Below are 18,071 nucleotides of genomic sequence, written 5' to 3'. Positions count from 1 at the left end.
GGCGGCGCGCACCGACGGTCCGGGAGGGACCGCGGGGCGTAACGGAGGCGGACTCCGAGGCTGGCACGCGGTGCCCTGAATTGCGGCACCCCGTGCCGACCTGCGGTTTTTCGTTCCCCGAGCGTTGATCGATCATCGATCAGAGGCGTATCGTCCTCTGTCGGGGCGCGACACCCTGCCTGCCGAAACCCTGCCGAACTCGCACGGGGTGCCGCCGAAGACCCACCGTCCACGCGACGGGCCGGGCCCGACTTCGACGGCACCCCCCGCTTCCCTCCCGTCCGGAAAGGGGCCACCCATGCCCGACCCCGTGCGCCTGCCGTACAGCCAGCTCGACCAGCTCCCGGACCGCGACCCCGAGGAGACCGCCGAGTGGCGCGAGTCGCTTGACGCCGTCACCAAGGCAGCGGGTCCGCATCGCGCCGCCTACCTGATGCGCCGTGCCCTGGAGCACACCGCGCGCACCGAGGGCACCGCCCTGCCGTCCCTGCTGGAGACGGACTACGTCAACACCATCCCGACCTCCGCCGAGCCCGACTTCCCGGGCGACGAGGCGCTGGAGGCCCGGATCACCGCCTGGAACCGCTGGAACGCCGCCGCGATGGTCACCCGCGGCTCCAAGCTCGGCCTCGGCGGCCACATCGCCACCTTCGCGTCCGCCGCCTGGCTGTACGAGACCGGCTTCGAGCACTTCTTCCACGGCAAGGAGGACCAGTCCTCCGGCGGCTCCGGCGACCAGCTCTACATCCAGGGCCACGCCTCTCCCGGCATCTACGCCCGTGCCTTCCTCGAAGGCCGCCTCACCGAGGACCACCTCGACCACTTCCGCCAGGAGGCCGGCGGCGAGGGCCTGCCCTCCTACCCGCACCCGCGGCGGCTGCCCTGGCTGTGGGAGTTCCCGACCGTCTCCATGGGCCTCGGCCCGCTCTCCGCGATCTACCAGGCGCGCTTCAACCGCTACCTGGAGCACCGCGGCATCAAGGACACCGCCAACTCCCACGTCTGGGCGTTCCTGGGCGACGGCGAGATGGACGAGCCCGAGTCGACCGCCGCCCTGGCGCTGGCGGGCCGTGAGGGCCTGGACAACCTCACCTTCGTCATCAACTGCAACCTGCAGCGCCTGGACGGCCCGGTCCGCCCCAACTTCAAGATCGTGCAGGAGCTGGAGGCCCAGTTCCGCGCCGCCGGCTGGAACGTCGTCAAGGCGCTGTGGGGCCGCGCCTGGGACGAGGTCTTCGCGCTCGACACGGACGGCGCGCTGATACGCCGCCTCGGCGAGACCCCCGACGCGCAGTTCCAGACGTACGCCACCCGCGACGCCGCCTACCTGCGCGAGCACTTCTTCGGCGCGAACGAGTCGCTGCAGGCCATCGCCCGTACGCTCTCCGACGCCAAGCTGCTGGAGCTGTTCCAGACCTCCCGCGCCGGCCACGAGCCGCGCAAGGTCTACGCCGCCTACCGGGCCGCCGTCGAGCACAAGGGCGCGCCGACGGTCATCCTGGCGCAGACCGTCAAGGGCTTCACCCTCGGCACGGGCTTCGAGTCCCGCAACGCCAACCACCAGATGAAGAAGCTCACCATGGCGGAGTTCCGCACCATGCGTGACGTGCTCGAACTCCCCATCCCGGACAGCGCGCTGGAGGGCGACCTGGTGCCGTACTGGCGCCCGGCCGAGGACTCCCCCGAGATGGTCTACCTGCGCGAGCGGCGCGCCGCCCTCGGCGGCCCGGCGCCCGCCCGCAAGGTCGTCCCCAAGCCGCTGCCGATGCCGGCCGACAAGACCTTCGACGCGCTGAAGAAGGGCTCCGGCAGCCAGGAGATCGCCACCACCATGGCGTTCGTACGGCTGGTCAAGGACCTGATGCGGGACAAGGAGACCGGCAGGCGCTGGGTGCCGATCGTCCCCGACGAGGCCCGCACCTTCGGCATGGAGTCGCTCTTCCCGACGGCCGGTCTCTACTCCCCCAAGGGCGCGACGTACGACCCCGTCGACCGCGACCAGCTCCTTTGGTACAAGGAGGCCAGGGACGGCCAGATCCTCAACGAGGGCATCACCGAGGCCGGTTCGCTCGCCGACTTCACCGCCGCCGCGACGTCGTACGCGACGCACGGCGAGCCGATGATCCCCTTCTACATCTTCTACTCGATGTTCGGCTGGCAGCGCACCGCCGACCAGTTCTGGGCGCTGGCCGACCAGTTGGGCCGCGGCTTCGTGATCGGCGCCACCGCGGGCCGTACGACGATGACCGGCGAGGGCCTGCAGCACGCCGACGGGCACTCGCACCTGATCGCGTCGACCAACCCCGCGGCACTCTCCTACGACCCGGCCTTCGCCTACGAGGTGGCGGTCATCGTCAAGGAGGGCCTGCGCCGGATGTACGGCTCGACCGAGGCCCACCCGGCCGGCGAGGACGTCTTCTACTACCTCACGGTCTACAACGAGACCAAGGTCCAGCCCGCCATGCCGGAAGGCGTCGAGGAGGGCATCCTCAAGGGCCTCTACCGCTACCAGGAGGCGGCTCCCGACGCGGCCGCCGACGCCCCGCGCCTGCAGCTGCTGGCTTCGGGCACGGCCGTCCACTGGGCCCTGGAGGCGCAGGAACTGCTGGCCGCCGACTGGGGCGTGGCGGCGGACGTCTGGTCGGCGCCGTCCTGGACGGAGCTGCGCCGGGACGCCCTGGAGTGCGACGCCGCCCGTCTGGAGGGCGAGGACCGGATCCCGTACGTCACCCGTGCCCTGGCTGGCGCCCCCGGTCCGGTCGTCGCGGTCAGCGACTGGATGCGGGCCGTTCCGGACCAGATCGCCCCCTGGGTCGAGCAGGACTGGACCTCCATCGGGACCGACGGCTTCGGCCTGTCCGACACCCGCGAGGCAGCCCGCCGCCACTTCGGTGTGGACGCCCAGTCCGTCGTCGTCCAGTCCCTGGCCGCCCTGGCCCGCCGCGGCGAGGTCAAGCCGGAGGCGGTCAAGGAGGCGAAGGAGCGCTACGGGCTGTGAGCGCTCGGCGGGCCCGCGCCCTGTGAGGCGCGGCCGTCACCACGCCCCGTGAGACGGGGCGGCCCCAGCCGACACCGGGGCCGCCCGTCGCTCCGGGGCCACCGACTCCCGTGCGGGGGCCACCTTCCCGCGCCCGGAGCCTCCGCACGGGAACCCACTGGCCCGGCCGGTCACGCCCTGACTACGGCCGGGCCTTCCTTCTTCGTCCGCGTTGTCAGTGGGCGGCGCGATGATGAACGCATGCGTGCTGCACGGCTGATCAAGATGGTGTTGCTGCTCCAGTCGCGGCCGTCGATGACGGGCCCCGAGCTGGCGCGGGAGCTGGAGGTGTCCGAGCGTACGGTCGCGCGCGACGTGCTCTCCCTCTCCGAGGCCGGCGTGCCCGTCTACGCGGACCGCGGCCGGGCCGGCGGCTACCGCCTCATAGGCGGCTACCGCACCCGCCTCACCGGCCTCGGCCGCAGCGAGGCGGAGGCGCTCTTCCTGTCCGGAGTGCCGTCCGCGCTGCGCGAGATGGGCCTCGCGGACGCCGCGTCGGCCGCCCGTCTGAAGGTCTCCGCCGCGCTGCTGCCCGAGCTGCGGGACGCCGCGACGGGCGCCGCCCAGCGCTTCCACCTCGACGCGCCCGCCTGGTATCAGGAGCCCCGGACCCCGGCCCTGCTGCCCGCCGTCGCCGACGCGGTCTGGGACGACCGCCGGATCACCGCCCGCTACCTCCGCAAGGACACCGAGGTGGAGCGGCAGTTGGAGCCGTACGGCCTCGTCCTGAAGGCGGGCGTGTGGTATCTGGCGGCGCGTGCGCAGGGGGACTTCCGGGTCTACCGCGTCGACCGGTTCACCGCCGTGGAGGCCCCGGACGGCGGGGGTGACGGCGCGGAGGGCGGCCCCACCGGCGGGCGGTTCGTCCGGGACGAGGCGTTCGACCTGCCCGCCTTCTGGGCGGAGCGGGCCGCGCAGTTCGCCCGCTCGCTCCTGCGCGAGGAGGTGGTGGTCCGGCTCTCCGCCCTCGGGGTGCGCCGGCTGCCGCACGTCACCGAGCGCGCGGCCGCCGAGGAGGCGATCGAAGCGGCCCGGTCCGGCGACGGCCCCGACGCACAGGGCCGGCTGACCGTCCGGCTCGCGGTGGAGTCCGCCGAGGTCGCCTACGCCCAGCTGCTGGGGCTCGGTCCGGAGGGCGAGGTACTCCGGCCCCCGGCGCTGCGGGAGCGCTTCGCGGCGGCCGCCCGGCGGACGGCCGCCCTGTATTCCTAGCGCGCTAGCGGTAGTCGGCGGCGGTGGCCTGCTTGCCGCCGAAGACCACGTCCTCGAAGTAGCCGAAGCAGTCCGGGCGGGAGCCGTCGGTGTCGGTGAAGCCGTACTCCTTCGCCAGCCCGCCGCTGGAGAGGGACTGCCCGGTCCAGCGCGCCCGCTCCGGGTCGGCGGCGAGCGCGCGGACGGCGCGGCCGATCAGGGCCGGCGACTCGGCGATGGCGAAGTGCGGCTCCTGGGCGACCGCCTCGCGCCAGGTCTCCTCCGTCACCCCGAAGTGGTCCAGCATCTCCTCGGACCGCAGGAAGCCGGGGGTGAGCGAGACCGCCGTGCCGCCGTGTTCGGCCAGCTCGGCGGCGAGGCCGAAGGCGATCCGGTGCGGGGCGTTCTTCGTCAGGTCGAAGCAGAGGCTGCCGCGGTAGCGGCGGTTGAAGGCGGCGGTGCCGTCGGTGACCTCGACCACCAGCCCGCCGGGCCGCCTGATCAGCAGCGGCAGCGCGTAATGGCCGGTGATGATGTGGCTGTCGATGCCCAGGCGGAACATCCGCAGGGCGTTGTCCAGATCGAGATCCCAGAGCCTGGTGTCGAACTCGATCAGCCGGTCGCCGCCCCAGACGCTGTTGACCAGCACGTCCAGCCGCCCCTGCTCGCGGTCGATGCGCTCGATCAGCGCCTTGACCTGCGCGGGATCCAGATGGTCGGTGGGTACGGCGATCCCGGTGCCGCCGTCCCGTGGCCCCTCGCCGCCCTTGTTCGCGGCCCTGCGGGCCGCCTCTCCCGCCGCGGTCACCAGCTCCGCGGTCTGCTCGATCGTCTCCGTGGGCCGGCCGACCTCACTGACCCGCTCCCGGGTCGTCCGCCCGGTCACGTACACCAGCGCGCCGGCCCGGCCCAGCTCGATCGCCATCGCCCGCCCCGCGCCCCGGGTCGCCCCGGCGACCAGCGCCACCCGTCCGGCCAGCTCCCCCGCCGCCGCCTGCCCCGTCGCCGCCTGTGCCGTCATGTACGCCGCTCCTCGGTGTGGTCGGTGTGCCCGGTTCTCCGCGCACGGTGACGATGACAGCGAAACCCGACATCCCCTGTCCGGATTCACGGCCCGGTCCCCCCGGCCGGCCGGACGCGAGGGCAGCGGCCGCCGGACGCCGCCCCGCCCGCCTACGGCCGGAGCGCCCGCACCGTGCGGCCGTCCCGCAGCCGGCCGACCACCTCCGCGCGCGCCGCCGACCCGGGGGCCGGTGCGGCCAGCGTGGTGGCCCCGGCGGTGGCCCGTACGCCGCCGGTGGCGTCGAGACCGGCGACCGGGCCGCCGCCGGCCGCGAGCAGGTACCACCTGCCGGATCGCGCCCGCCAGTTGACGTCCCCGACCACCTGCGGGCCGAAGCGCCCACAGGTCGCGGTGGAGGCGGCCCGCCCCGCGACCCGCCCCGGGTCGGCCGGCCGGTCGGCGGGCGGCAGGAAGCGGACGGTCACGCTGCCGGGGCCGCGCCAGGTGTCGGCGCGGGTGCAGAGCCAGGTCGCCCGGCCGCCGCCCTCGGGGAGGGACTGCTCGGCGAACGCCCAGTCGTTGACGGTCCGTACGCCGGCCCCCCGCAGCGCCCCGAGCGAGCACGCGGTACGCGCCCAGGTCCGCAGCGCCGCCGGGTCGGTCGCCTCGTGCGGCCCGGCGCCCTGGGCGCCGCCGGACGCCGGCGGCCCCGAGGTGAGGTGAACGGGCACGAGGTCGTCGAGGTCGGCGAGCAGGAAGGCGGGGGTGCTCCCGCCGAGCCGCGTCGAGGGGCGGAACTGCGCCACCGGCCAGCGTCCGCAGCCGGCGCCCGCCGGGGGCGGGGTGGGGATGCGGTCGGTGACCCCGTCCGGGGCGACGTGCAGCCCGTGCGGCGGATTGTCCGGGGCGAGCAGATCGCGGACGGCGACGTCGGAGATCCACGGTGCGAGCAGATAGCGCATCCAGCCGTTGCCCCGGCCGATGACCAGCCCCGCGGCGGTCGTCACGTCCGCGGCGTCGACCCGGGCGAGGTGCAGGGTGGGGGTGGCGTCCTCCGGTTCGGCGTAGCGGACCAGGCGCTCGCCGTCGTACAGGACCACCACCATGACGTTGTCGATCAGCCCGGCGTACAGCAGCTGCGGCGGGTGGCCGGGCGGGCGGGTGGAGGTGCCCGCGGTCGCCGTGATCCGGGTGCCGTCGGGCGGCGCCGCCCACACCCGCAGCGCCCGTCCCAGCAACTCCCGGTCGCCGGCCTGCCGGCCGCGGGCGGGCCAGGCGGTGAAGTCGACGCGGGAGGTGTCGGCCCACTGCTCGTTGGGGGTGCGCAGCAGCCGGGCCGGGTCCAGGGCCTGCTGGGCGGCGGTCGCCGCGGGGGCCGGCCGGTCGTCGCCGCCGGGCACCGCCGCCACCACCGCGCCGATCGCCGCCACGGCCGCCAGCGCGACCGCGGCCCGCACCCGCTGCCGGCGGCGCAGCAGGTCGGTCGGCCGGGTCTGCACCGTACAGGGGTCGAACTCGCCGGAGTTGAGCAGCGCGGCGGCGCCGGTCACGGTCTCCCGGTCCAGCTGTTCGGCGGCCCGCTGCGCGGCGTCCGGGTCCTCGGCCCCGGCCCGCTCCAGCACGGCGCGCGCCGCGTCCTCGTCCAGGCCCTCCAGGTGCCACAGCCCGAGCGCCGCCCGCACCACTGCCGGGACGGCGGACAGCGCCTGCTCCAGGCCGAGTTCGTCGATGCCACCGGCCCGGGGGAAGAGCCGGAGCCCCCAGACGACCGGCACCGCCGGCAGTCCCGGGCCCGGCCGGCTCTCGTGCGCCAGGGCCAGCCGCAGGATCCGCAGCCGCACCTGGTCGTAGCCGGACTCGGGGGCCGGTCCGCGCTGCGCCGGCAGGCCGCGAGCCGGACGACGACGGGTGGCCCGCGGCAGCGCCCGCTGGACCAGGCCGTGCGCGGTCAGGACCCGGCGGTGGCGGCCCATCGACGGGGGCAGCACGAGGTAGGCGAGGCGGACGAGCCGTGGATAGTGCTCAACGATGACCGCCTCGGCCCGTTCGACATCGGCCCGGGTGCGTTCGTCCATGGGCATGGCCTGGAACAGCCCTTCACGAAGTGGCGGATTTGCCGTCTGTGCCGTCGTTCGGTCGTTGCACGCCTTCCAACGAGTGATTCTGGGGACGGTCACATGCGGCGGACCACCGCCTCGGAGCACCGGCGACCGGCGGGCGGGGCGGGTCACCACGGGCCGGGTCGACCACGGTCCTCCGCCGCCCTCCGCCGTCCGGACATCGGCGCCGTCACATCCGGGGCATTCCGCATGCGGCGCGGGGCGGCAGGGCAGATGCTTGAGCGGTGATGGACGAGACGGAGTTCTGGGAGCTGATCGACGCGTCCCGGGAGGCCGCCGAGGGCGACCCCGAGGAGCAGGCCGACGCGCTGGTCGAGCGGCTGCTCGTGCTCGACCCGGACGCCGTCGTGGACTTCGCCCGCCACTTCGAGGCCCGCTACAACCGTGCGTACACCTGGGACCTGTGGGCCGCGGCCTCGGTGTTGCTGGGCGGCGCCAGCGACGACGCCTTCGACTACTTCCGCTGCTGGCTGATCGGGCAGGGCCGGGAGGTCTTCGAGGGCGCGCTGCACGACCCGGACCAGCTGGCCGAGCTGCTGGACGACTTCGACGAGACGGTGGACGGCGACGCCGAGGACCTGGGGTACGCCGCCGACGAGGCGTACGAGCAGATGACCGGCGGGGTGATGCCTGACCTCCAGCTGCCCCCGCCGCCCCGTGAACCGCTGGGCACCTATGTCGACTTCGACGACGACGAGACCCTGACGGAGCGCTTCCCCACCCTCTGCGACCGCTTCCGGTCCTAGGGGGTGTCTCCCCCGGCCGTACGACCGAGCCGCGCGCCGGTCCGGTGGCGGCGGCGGTCGCTGAGGCCGTTTCCGACCGCGGGGGCGGCCGGCCGGGCAGCGCATGCAGCCTCCGGCGCGGCACTGCGGGCAGTATGGGCCCATGCGGATCGCGATCACCGGCTCGACCGGACTCATCGGCACGGAGCTCGTACGGTCCCTGCGCGCTGGGGGCACCTCCCGGGCCGGAGGCCCAGGGGGAGGCCACGACGTCGTCCGGCTGGTACGGCGTGCGCCCGCGGCCGCCGACGAGGTGCGCTGGGACCCCAAGGCGCAGCGGGTGGACACGGCCGGGCTGGCCGGCTGCGAGGCGGTGGTGCACCTGGCCGGCGCCGGGGTCGGCGACCACCGCTGGACGGCGGCCTACAAGCAGGAGATCCGGGACAGCCGGGTGCTGGGCACCCGGGCCCTCGCCTCGGCGCTCGCCTCGATGGACGCCCCGCCGCGGGTGTTCGTGAGCGGCAGCGCGATCGGCTACTACGGCGACACCGGCGACCGGCGGACGGACGAGACCTCGCCGGCCGGCACCGGATTCCTGCCCGAGGTGTGCGTGGCCTGGGAGAACGCGGCGAAGCCGGCCGAGGAGGCGGGGATCCGGACGGTCTTCGCCCGCACCGGGCTCGTCGTGGCGCGCTCCGGCGGCGCCTGGGGCCGGCTCTTCCCCGTCTTCCGGCTCGGCCTGGGCGGGCGGCTCGGCGACGGCAGCCAGTACTGGAGCTTCATCTCGCTGCAGGACCACATCAGGGCGCTGCGCCATCTCGTCGACTCCGAGGACCTGACCGGCCCGGTCAACCTCACGGCTCCGGAACCGGTCACCAACCGCGAGGTCACCGCCGTCATGGGCCGCGTACTGCACCGCCCCACGCTCTGCACCGTCCCGGCGCCGGTGCTGCGGGTCGCGCTCGGGGAGTTCGCCGGTGACGTGCTGGGTAGTCAGCGGGTGATTCCGCGGCGGCTGCTGGACTCGGGGTTCGCCTACGACCATCCGCGGATCGCCGAGGCGGTGCGGGCGGCGTAGCCGCTTCGCCGCGGGCGGACCCGCCGGGACGGCCCGGCGGGACGCGGACAGGCCGCGAACGGCCGTCCAGACGGCGTAGACGGCCGCACCCCCGGCAAGCTTTGGCCAAGGGCGCCCCGACGCGCCCCGGCCGCCCCCTGTCGCCCGCGCGCCCGCCTCCCTACCCTCCTCGCACACACACTCGGCATCCCGCGCGCCGGCACCGGGCATGAGTCCGGTGCGCCGACGCTGGGTCCGATCTCCGGGAGGGGCATGTGCTGCGCACCGCATCGACCGTGGACGTCGTCATCGTGGGAGCCGGCCCGGCCGGTCTCGCCGCGGCCCGCCATCTGACCGGCGCGGGAGTGTCGGTCACCGTCCTGGAGGCCGCGGAACGGATCGGCGGCCGGTCCGTCACCGACCGGCTCGACGGCTTCCGGCTGGACCGCTGCGGCCGGCCGCTGGCGGTCCCCGTCGCCGAGCTGCGCCGGACGCCGGGGCTCGAAGACCTGACGCCGCGTCCGTTCGCGCCCGGCCTGAGCGTCCACAACGGGCAGCGGGCCCAACGTATCGGCGCTCCCCGGAGCACTAGGGGCGCACTTTCCGCGGCGCGCGCCCTCACGCGCGCCGCCCGCTGGCTCCCCACGCACACCGATCACCGCTCCGACCGCGCCACCCCCACCGCCCTCACGCCGCCCGACCGCCCCCTCCGCGACGCCCTGGCGGGCCGCCCCGCCTTCCCGCCGCGCGCCCACGACGCGTTCCTGCGCCCGCTGCTGGGCACGCTGCTGTGCGATCCGCGGCTGCGCGGCTCCAGCCGGGTCGCGGCGGCCGCGCTGCGGGCGTACGCGCAGGGCCCGCTGTGGCTGCCCGGCGGCGGCGCCGCGGCGGTCCCCGAACTGCTCGCCGCCGCGCTGCCGCCCGGCACGGTCCGTACGTCGGTCCACGTCACGTCGGTCTCCGTCACGGGCGTCAGCACCGCCGAGCACGGCCCCATCCCCTGCCGGGCGGTGCTGGTGGCCACCGGCGCCCGCGACGCGGCCCAGCTGCTGCCGGGCCTGCGGGTGCCGGCCTTCCACCCCGTGACGGTGCTGCACCACACCGCGGGCACGGCGTCCCAGGGGCGCGGCGCGGCGTTCCGTGACACCGCGCTGGTCCTGCCGACGGACGGCCCGGTCGCCCACAGCTACGTCGCCGGCGCGATCGACCCGTCCCGTACCCCGCCCGGCCGGTCGCTGATCACCACGACCGTGCTCGGCGCCGCGGCGGCGCTGCCGCTGTCCGTCCTCGACAAGACCGTCCGCCCGCAGCTGGAGCGGATCTACGGGGCGCACACCGACGACTGGCAGCTGCTGACCGGCCATCACGATCCGTACGCGGTCCCCGCGATGCCGGCGCCGCACGACCCGGAGCGCCCGGTCCGGGTCCTCGCCGGCCTCTACGTGTGCGGCGACCACCGCGACACCGGCACGCTGGAGGGCGCGCTGAACTCCGGCCGCCGGGCCGCCCGCGCCCTGCTCCAGGACTTCGGCCTGCCGGCCCTGACGGCGGAGCCGGACGTCCTGCGGGCCGCGGCCTGACCCGCGCCCGTACGGCGAAGGGCCCGGCCGCCGCGGCCGGGCCCGCTTCGTCGTACGGGCGCGGTCAGCCCAGCGCCGCCACCCGCTCGCGGTAGCCGCGCACCGCCGCCGCGTCGCGGTACGGCTCCAGACGGCGCTCGAACTCCCTGACGTACTCGTGGGCGCGCGCCGAGCGCATCTCGGACGCCTGCAGCGCCGCCTCCGCGCCCAGCGTGCACGCCTGCTCCAGCTCGCCCAGGCCCAGCCGCGCGGTCGCCAGCACCACCCGGCAGAACAGCCGGCTGCGGGCGAAGCCGGCCGCGCGCAGCTGCAGGGAGCGCTCGGCGTGCTGCGAGGCCGCGCGGTACTGCTGGAGGTCGCGGTGGCAGTGCGCCAGCTCGTCGGCGAGCTGTGCCTCGTCGAAGAAACGCGCCCAGTACGGGATGTCGTCGCCGGGGCGCGCGCTCTCCAGCGCCCGCTCCGCCCGGGCCAGCGCCGTCGTGCAGGCCCGGACCTCGCCCAGGACGCCGTGTCCGCGGGCCTCCGCGGAGTGCAGCAGCGCCTGCACGGCGGGCGGGGCGCCGGAGCCGATGCCCTGCTGGGCGACGCGCGCCAGCTGGACGGCCTCCCTGCCGTGCCCCAGATAGACGGCCTGCCGGCTCATCGTCACCAGGACGTAGGAGCCGTACGCCCGGTCGCCGGCGGCCTGCGCCAACCGCAGGGCCTGGACGAAGTACCGCTGCGCCAGGCCGTGTGCGGCGATGTCGTACGACGTCCAGCCCGCCAGCCGGGTCAGATCGGCGGCGGCCGCGAACAGCCGGCGGCCGGTGGCCTCCCCGTAGGTGCCGCGCAGCATGGCTCGGCCTCGTGCTCCAGATAGCGCACCAGCGCCTGCCGGGCGTGGCCGCCGCCGTAGGCGTGGTCCAGCGCGCGGAAGAGCTCGCCGACCGAGCGCAGCGCGGCGATGTCCCCGGAGGTGACCCGGGAGCCCTCGGCGCGGTCGACCCGGTCCGTACGGCGCTGCCGCGGCACCGCGGCCCGGCCGCCCTGGGCCGGCACCCGGCCGGCCGCCTCACCGGCGGGTTCACCGCGGGCCACCCGGTCGTCGGGGCGGCCGATCAGCCAGTCCCGGCTGGGCACCACCAGCCCGGCCGGGGTGAAGGCGATCTTGCGGAGCTCGGCATGGCTCCCGGAGTCCTTGCGCCACAGCCCACTGACGATGTCGACCGCCTCACTGGGGGTGGCGGCGAATTCGAGCCCGGCGTACACCGGCGCACAGGCGTCCAGGCCGAGGTCCTGGGCGGACAGCCGGCGTCCCAGCCGGCGGGTGAAGACCTCGGCGATCAGCGCGGGGGTGGTGCCGCGCGGCTGCTGGCCGCGCAGCCAGCGGGTCACCGACGTCTTGTCGTAACGGAGGTCGAGCCCGTGCTCCAGGCCGAGCTGATCCACCCGTCTGGCAAGTCCGGCGTTGGAAAAGCCCGCCTCGGCGATGAGCGCGGCGAGCTGGCGGTTGGGCGTGTGGTGCGGGGGTCGTTCCGTCATCAGCTTTACCGGTCTCCTGCCTTCCGGGCCGGGCAGCCGGGTTCGGCGGACCCTGTCCGGCATGCTCATCGCCCTTGTGGAACGGCGTGAATGTAACGGCCCTTCGGAGCCGTTCTCGCCGCCTGCGCCACGCGTTCATCCGATCGTGTGAGCAGGGCCGGGGCCCGGACAGCGGGCCGGTACACCGGCCGCCTGAGGGGAACGGAACCGGCCGCCGTACAGTTGCATGGGCGCGCCAGAGCACTGAATGTGCAAACAGGTTCGAAGAGGAGCTGCCGTGACTGCGATCTCTCGGGGGGAGACCCCCGCACCCGAGGGGCTGCGCTTTGTGCACCTGGGCTTCGGCGCCGAGGCCGTGGACTACGAGTCGGCCTGGCAGGAGCAGCGCCGGGTGCACGCCGCCCGGTTCGCCGACGAGGTGCCCGACACCTGTCTGCTGCTGGAGCACCTGCCCGTGTACACCGCGGGACGGCGCACGACCGACGACGAGCGCCCGCTGGACGGGACGCCGGTCATCGACGTCGACCGCGGCGGGAAGATCACCTGGCACGGGCCCGGCCAGCTGGTGGGCTACCCCATCCAGAAGCTGCCGCGCCCGGTTGACGTCGTCGCGCACGTCCGCCGCCTCGAAGAGGCGCTGATCGGTGTCTGCGCCGAGTTCGGCGTCGAGGGCACCCGGGTCGAGGGCCGCAGCGGTGTGTGGGTCCTGGGCGACCCGGTGGAGGAGCGGGCGGCCCTGGGCGGGCTGAACCTCGACTTCGACCCGCGGATGACGGACGAGCTGTTCGACCCGCGGCTGAACGGCCCCGAGTACGCCCCGTCCAACGCCGGCCAGCGCCGCGAGGACCGCAAGCTCGCCGCGATCGGCATCCGCGTCGCCAAGGGCGTCACGATGCACGGCTTCGCACTGAACGTGAACCCGGACAACACCTCGTTCGACAAGATCGTGCCCTGCGGCATCCGGGACGCGGGCGTCGCCTCGCTCGCCGGGGAGCTGGGCCGCGAGGTGACCATCGCCGAGGTGCTGCCGGTCGTCGAGAAGCACCTGCGGGCCGTCCTGGAGAACGCCGAGCTGCTGCCCCGGGCGGTCTGACCACCACAGCAGTGCGGGAATGCGGCCCTGCCACCCGGGGTTGCCACGCACGTAAAGACGTGCGAATCAACGGGCGTACCCTGGTGTACGCCGAAGAAACGAAGTCGTAGGGAGCCGGTCGTGTCCGCAGTCGCACCCGACGGACGCAAGATGCTGCGCCTGGAGGTCCGGAACAGCCAGACCCCCATCGAGCGCAAGCCCGAGTGGATCAAGACCCGGGCGAAAATGGGTCCCGAGTACAACCATCTGCAGAGCCTGGTCAAGAGCGAGGGTCTGCACACGGTCTGCCAGGAGGCGGGCTGTCCCAACATCTTCGAATGCTGGGAGGACCGCGAGGCGACGTTCCTCATCGGCGGTGAGCAGTGCACCCGCCGCTGCGACTTCTGCCAGATCGACACCGGCAAGCCGCAGGAGCTGGACCGCGACGAGCCCCGCCGGGTCGCCGAGTCCGTGCAGACCATGGGCCTGAAGTACGCCACGATCACCGGCGTCGCACGCGACGACCTGGAGGACGGCGGCGCCTGGCTGTACGCCGAGACCGTCCGGCAGATCCACGCCACGATGCCGGGGACCGGCGTCGAGCTGCTGATCCCCGACTTCAACGCGGTGCCCGAGCAGCTGGCCGAGGTCTTCTCCTCCCGCCCCGAGGTGCTCGCGCACAACGTGGAGACGGTCCCGCGGATCTTCAAGCGGATCCGCCCCGGCTTCCGCTACGAGCGCTCGCTGGAGGTCATCACCAAGGCCCGCGAGGCCGGCCTGGTGACCAAGTCCAACCTCATCCTGGGCATGGGCGAGGAGCGCGAGGAGATCAGCCAGGCGCTGCAGGACCTGTACGACGCGGGCTGCGAGCTGATCACGATCACCCAGTACCTGCGCCCGTCGGTCCGCCACCACCCCATCGAGCGGTGGGTCAAGCCGGCCGAGTTCGTGGAGCTCAAGGAGGAGGCCGAGGAGATCGGCTACGCCGGCGTCATGTCCGGTCCGCTGGTCCGCTCCTCCTACCGCGCCGGCCGCCTTTACCAGCAGGCCATCGAGCGGCGCGAGGTCGAGGCGTCCAGTCAGGCGGTTTGAGCTCTCCGGCGCGCCATCTTGTGAAACGTGGCACATGCTGGGAGACGCGGCCCGCACTCCCCCAGGACGGGGGGCGTGGCGGGCCGCGTCAACGTTTCATTGGTGTTTGACCGGCAGGTCATCCGTTGGTAACACCTTTCCGTGACGATGGATGCACGCACCGCTCCCGCACCACTTCCTGCTTCATCGATCGACCCGAGGGAGTCACCCACCATGCAGGCCGCGCCGCTCCGCGCCACCCCCGCCCTCTCCCGTCCGTCCGTCGCCGGTGCCCTGCGCGCCGTCGAGGCCGTCCTGATGCGCGGCGGGCAGCGCACCGCCCGCCGCAACGCCTGGACATCGGTCCTGGAGGACCGCCGCCGCGCCAAGGACCGGTACGAGGCCGAGTACGTACTGGAGGCCGCGGCTACCCGCCGTCCCCAGGCCACGTAAACTTCGCTGTATGGCGAGGAAGGCAAACTCAGACGGCGCTGCCGGCGCTGAGAACTCCGGGCGACTGAAGCAGATCGCCCTGACCTACAAGATGACCCGTCGGGTCGACTCCAAGGTCGGTCTTGTCGTCGCTGGCGTAGGCATCGTCGTATTCGGCGTTCTCCTTGCCATCGGCTTCGTGATCGGCCACCCCATCTACGCGGGGATCCTGGGCTTCGTCCTGGCCTTCCTCGCGATGGCGATCGTCTTCGGACGGCGCGCCGAGCGAGCTGCCTTCGGGCAGATGGAGGGCCAGCCCGGTGCGGCGGCCGCCGTGCTGGACAACGTCGGGCGCGGCTGGACCGTGACCCCGGCGGTGGCCATGAACCGCAGCCAGGACGTGGTGCACCGCGCCGTCGGCAAGGCGGGCATCGTGCTGGTCGGCGAGGGCAACCCGAACCGTCTGCGCGGCCTGCTGGCCGCGGAGAAGAAGCGGATGGCGCGCACCGTCGCGGACGCCCCCGTCCACGACATCGTGGTGGGCGACGGCGAGGGCCAGGTGCCGCTGAAGCGGCTGCGCACGACCCTGCTGAAGCTGCCGCGGGTGCTGCCGGGCGCGCAGGTCACCGCGGTGAACGACCGGCTGCGTGCGCTGGGCGACCTGATGAGCAACATGCCGGTGCCGAAGGGGCCGATGCCGAAGGGCATGCGCATGCCCAAGGGCGGCGGCAAGACGCGCTGAGCCGGCCGGCTCGTACACAAACGGGTGGGCCCGGGACCGCGAAGGTCCCGGGCCCACCCGTTCGTCTCTTCCGTTCCGGCTCCGCGCCGGCTACATCCGGACCTGTACGGCGCGGCTGAGGCGGTCGTGCAGTCCCCGTCCGTCCCGGTCCCAGACGACGGCCGGGATGACCACGACGAGCAGCAGCGTCCGCAGCACGACCCGCGGCAGCGAGATCCGGCCGCCGCCCTCGGCGAGCACCCGCAGACCGAGCATCCGCTTGCCCGGCGTGAAGCCGACCGTGCCGACCGTCAGCACGCTGAGCACCGCGAAGACCACCAGCGCCCAGTTGCTCGCGGACTGCGCCTTACCGCCGCTGAGCAGGCCGTACGCGATGAGCATGCACAGCGCCCAGTCGATGAAGAGCGCGGCGAAGCGGCGCCCGGGGCGGGCCAGCGAGCCCGGCCCCTCCTCCGGCAGCCCGAGCCGCTGCCCGCGGTGTCCGAACTCGACACCCATGTCCTCGGCTGCCGCGCGGGGCCCGGAGATCCACGATCCGATTGCTTGCCTGTTGTCCACCCGTCCACGGTACTGCGACCGCATACGTTCCCCGCGGGGAGGTCGGCGGCGGGGCCCGGGCGGCGCCGCGCAGGCACGGGGTGACGTCCCGCACGGGGCGATTCATAATGTCCCGCTTTGGCGCACACTGGGGGATAAGAGCAGCCGCGCGGCGGTTAACCTCGGCGAAACAATTGGGTCATGCTTGGGAAATCCCGCCTGCCTATGGTCGGGCGAGCGCGCCACCGCACTTGGTCGCGTTCCGAGTAGCAATCCCGCGTCCGCCGACCGGTGACCGGGCTAGGAGGAGTTGGATGTTCCAGAACGCCGACGAGGCCAAGAAGTTCATCGCGGACGAGGACGTCAAGTTCGTCGACGTCCGTTTCTGTGACCTGCCGGGTGTGATGCAGCACTTCACGATCCCGGCAGCGGCCTTCGACCCGGCCGAAGAGCTGGCGTTCGACGGCTCCTCGATCCGCGGTTTCCAGGCCATTCACGAGTCCGACATGGCCCTGCGCGCGGACCTCTCCACCGCTCGTGTGGACCCGTTCCGCCGTGACAAGACCGTCAACATCAACTTCTTCATCCACGACCCGATCACGGGCGAGCAGTACAGCCGCGACCCGCGCAACATCGCCAAGAAGGCCGAGGCGTACCTCGCCTCCACCGGCATCGCGGACACCGCGTACTTCGGCCCCGAGGCCGAGTTCTACGTCTTCGACAACGTGCGCTTCGAGACGAAGTCGAACGAGTCCTTCTACCACATCGACTCCGAGGCCGGCGCCTGGAACACCGGCTCGGAGGAGAACAACCGCGGCTACAAGGTCCGCTACAAGGGCGGCTACTTCCCGGCCCCGCCGGTCGACCACTTCGCCGACCTGCGCGCCGAGATCTCCCTGGAGCTGGACAAGGCCGGCCTCCAGGTCGAGCGCCAGCACCACGAGGTCGGCACCGCCGGCCAGGCCGAGATCAACTACAAGTTCAACACGCTGCTCGCCGCCGCCGACGACCTGATGCTCTTCAAGTACATCGTGAAGAACGTCGCCTGGCGCAACGGCAAGACCGCGACCTTCATGCCCAAGCCGATCTTCGGTGACAACGGCTCCGGCATGCACGTCCACCAGTCGCTGTGGCAGGCCGGCGCGCCGCTCTTCTACGACGAGCAGGGCTACGCGGGCCTCTCGGACACCGCCCGTTACTACATCGGCGGCATCCTCAAGCACGCCCCCTCGCTGCTGGCCTTCACCAACCCGACGGTGAACTCCTACCACCGCCTGGTCCCCGGCTTCGAGGCCCCGGTCAACCTGGTCTACTCGCAGCGCAACCGCTCCGCGGCCATGCGCATCCCGATCACGGGCTCCAACCCGAAGGCCAAGCGCGTCGAGTTCCGCGCCCCGGACCCGTCCTCGAACCCCTACCTCGCCTTCTCGGCCCTCCTCCTGGCCGGCCTCGACGGCGTCAAGAACAAGATCGAGCCCGCCGAGCCGATCGACAAGGACCTCTACGAGCTGGCCCCCGAGGAGCACGCGGGCGTCCCCCAGGTCCCCACCTCCCTCCCGGCCGTCCTGGACGCCCTGGAGGCCGACAACGAGTACCTCCAGCAGGGCGGCGTCTTCACCGCCGACCTGATCGAGACCTGGATCGACTACAAGCGCACCAACGAGATCGCCCCGATCCAGCTCCGCCCGCACCCGCACGAGTTCGAGCTGTACTACGACATCTAAAGGGTGGGGTCGGGTGACCCGGGGCCGGGCTCCGGAAACCTGATCGTTAATCAGATACAAGAGTGAGGGCCGCCATCTCCGGCAGGAGGTGGCGGCCCTCACTTGTGTGTTGAGTCGGCGGCGTGCGCTCGGAAGCCTTCTGGGCCGCACAGTGATGGGCCGGGTCGCCGACCTGGCCCGGTCTCGTCTCAGGCCAGCCGGTGATCTCTACCGACCGTGGCGGTTCACAGCAGGCTTCGGTACCGGGTCAACGTGCCCG

At 73.4% G+C, this 18,071-nt stretch carries 13 protein-coding genes and 1 pseudogene; 10 read left to right on the top strand and 4 right to left on the bottom strand.

The annotated features are described in order from the left end of the window. Positions 1-298: 298 nt before the first annotated feature. Together aceE and SL103_RS08360 are read left to right on the top strand one after the other, a co-directional pair. Positions 299-2,998, top strand: coding sequence for a pyruvate dehydrogenase (acetyl-transferring), homodimeric type (aceE, locus tag SL103_RS08365; RefSeq protein ID WP_069568102.1), 2,700 nt, complete (start codon positions 299-301; stop codon positions 2,996-2,998). Between the two features lie 240 nt (positions 2,999-3,238). After that, a complete protein-coding gene (locus tag SL103_RS08360) occupies positions 3,239-4,249 on the top strand; it encodes a helix-turn-helix transcriptional regulator (protein ID WP_069568101.1) in 1,011 nt (336 codons plus the stop codon). 4 nt (positions 4,250-4,253) lie between these two features. Here SL103_RS08360 and SL103_RS08355 read toward each other — a convergent pair whose 3' ends face one another. Both SL103_RS08355 and SL103_RS08350 read right to left on the bottom strand, forming a co-directional pair. Next, positions 4,254-5,249 (bottom strand): SDR family oxidoreductase, encoded by a 996-nt coding sequence (locus tag SL103_RS08355; RefSeq protein WP_069568100.1) that lies wholly within the window; start codon positions 5,247-5,249, stop codon positions 4,254-4,256. A 152-nt stretch (positions 5,250-5,401) separates the two neighbouring features. Beyond that, on the bottom strand, positions 5,402-7,306 hold the full coding sequence (locus tag SL103_RS08350; protein ID WP_069568099.1) for a hypothetical protein: 1,905 nt from the start codon (positions 7,304-7,306) through the stop codon (positions 5,402-5,404). Positions 7,307-7,578: 272 nt separating this feature from the next. Here SL103_RS08350 and SL103_RS08345 point away from each other — a divergent pair, with 272 nt between their 5' ends. The 3 genes from SL103_RS08345 (at position 7,579) to SL103_RS08335 (ending at position 10,713) form a co-directional block, all read left to right on the top strand. Next, positions 7,579-8,097: a DUF4240 domain-containing protein gene (locus tag SL103_RS08345; protein ID WP_069568098.1), complete on the top strand. Its 519-nt coding sequence runs from the start codon at positions 7,579-7,581 to the stop codon at positions 8,095-8,097. A gap of 142 nt (positions 8,098-8,239) precedes the next feature. After that, on the top strand, positions 8,240-9,154 hold the full coding sequence (locus SL103_RS08340) for a TIGR01777 family oxidoreductase (RefSeq protein ID WP_069568097.1): 915 nt from the start codon (positions 8,240-8,242) through the stop codon (positions 9,152-9,154). A gap of 254 nt (positions 9,155-9,408) precedes the next feature. Continuing rightward, positions 9,409-10,713, top strand: coding sequence for an NAD(P)/FAD-dependent oxidoreductase (locus SL103_RS08335; RefSeq protein ID WP_069568096.1), 1,305 nt, complete (start codon positions 9,409-9,411; stop codon positions 10,711-10,713). A gap of 64 nt (positions 10,714-10,777) precedes the next feature. Here SL103_RS08335 and SL103_RS08330 read toward each other — a convergent pair. Continuing rightward, positions 10,778-12,234 (bottom strand): annotated as a pseudogene (locus SL103_RS08330) (regulator). A gap of 328 nt (positions 12,235-12,562) precedes the next feature. On the opposite strand from SL103_RS08330, the gene lipB reads away from it, so the two are divergent. The 4 genes from lipB (at position 12,563) to SL103_RS08310 (ending at position 15,551) form a co-directional block, all read left to right on the top strand. Next, positions 12,563-13,327, top strand: a complete 765-nt coding sequence (gene lipB, locus SL103_RS08325) for a lipoyl(octanoyl) transferase LipB (protein ID WP_397742540.1) — start codon at positions 12,563-12,565, stop codon at positions 13,325-13,327. A 120-nt stretch (positions 13,328-13,447) separates the two neighbouring features. Next, positions 13,448-14,398, top strand: a complete 951-nt coding sequence (gene lipA / locus SL103_RS08320; protein WP_069568094.1) for a lipoyl synthase — start codon at positions 13,448-13,450, stop codon at positions 14,396-14,398. Between the two features lie 213 nt (positions 14,399-14,611). Further along, entirely contained in the window at positions 14,612-14,830 is a 219-nt protein-coding gene (locus SL103_RS08315; protein ID WP_069568093.1) for an SCO2195 family GlnR-regulated protein, read from the top strand. 10 nt (positions 14,831-14,840) lie between these two features. Beyond that, a complete protein-coding gene (locus tag SL103_RS08310) occupies positions 14,841-15,551 on the top strand; it encodes a DUF4191 domain-containing protein (RefSeq protein ID WP_069568092.1) in 711 nt (236 codons plus the stop codon). Between the two features lie 90 nt (positions 15,552-15,641). On the opposite strand, the gene SL103_RS08305 is transcribed toward SL103_RS08310, so the two are convergent. Then, a complete protein-coding gene (locus SL103_RS08305) occupies positions 15,642-16,109 on the bottom strand; it encodes an RDD family protein (RefSeq protein WP_244303873.1) in 468 nt (155 codons plus the stop codon). Positions 16,110-16,402: 293 nt separating this feature from the next. Between SL103_RS08305 and glnA the strand changes: the two genes are divergently transcribed. Further along, positions 16,403-17,812: a type I glutamate--ammonia ligase gene (gene glnA, locus SL103_RS08300; protein WP_069568090.1), complete on the top strand. Its 1,410-nt coding sequence runs from the start codon at positions 16,403-16,405 to the stop codon at positions 17,810-17,812. Positions 17,813-18,071: the final 259 nt, after the last annotated feature.

This window comes from Streptomyces lydicus (assembly GCF_001729485.1).
GTDB classification, from domain to species: Bacteria; Actinomycetota; Actinomycetes; order Streptomycetales; family Streptomycetaceae; genus Streptomyces; species Streptomyces lydicus_D.
The sequence above is the reverse complement of the archived record's forward strand: the minus strand, read 5'-3'. Positions and strand labels throughout refer to the sequence as shown.

Bases quoted from the DNA above. Each gene is read 5' to 3' on its own strand.
- aceE (WP_069568102.1), top strand. From the start codon at position 299: ATGCCCGACCCCGTGCGCCTGCCGTACAGCCAGCTCGACCAGCTCCCG.
- SL103_RS08360 (WP_069568101.1), top strand. From the start codon at position 3,239: ATGCGTGCTGCACGGCTGATCAAGATGGTGTTGCTGCTCCAGTCGCGG.
- SL103_RS08355 (WP_069568100.1), bottom strand. From the start codon at position 5,249: ATGACGGCACAGGCGGCGACGGGGCAGGCGGCGGCGGGGGAGCTGGCC.
- SL103_RS08350 (WP_069568099.1), bottom strand. From the start codon at position 7,306: ATGGACGAACGCACCCGGGCCGATGTCGAACGGGCCGAGGCGGTCATC.
- SL103_RS08345 (WP_069568098.1), top strand. From the start codon at position 7,579: ATGGACGAGACGGAGTTCTGGGAGCTGATCGACGCGTCCCGGGAGGCC.
- SL103_RS08340 (WP_069568097.1), top strand. From the start codon at position 8,240: ATGCGGATCGCGATCACCGGCTCGACCGGACTCATCGGCACGGAGCTC.
- SL103_RS08315 (WP_069568093.1), top strand. From the start codon at position 14,612: ATGCAGGCCGCGCCGCTCCGCGCCACCCCCGCCCTCTCCCGTCCGTCC.
- SL103_RS08310 (WP_069568092.1), top strand. From the start codon at position 14,841: ATGGCGAGGAAGGCAAACTCAGACGGCGCTGCCGGCGCTGAGAACTCC.
- glnA (WP_069568090.1), top strand. From the start codon at position 16,403: ATGTTCCAGAACGCCGACGAGGCCAAGAAGTTCATCGCGGACGAGGAC.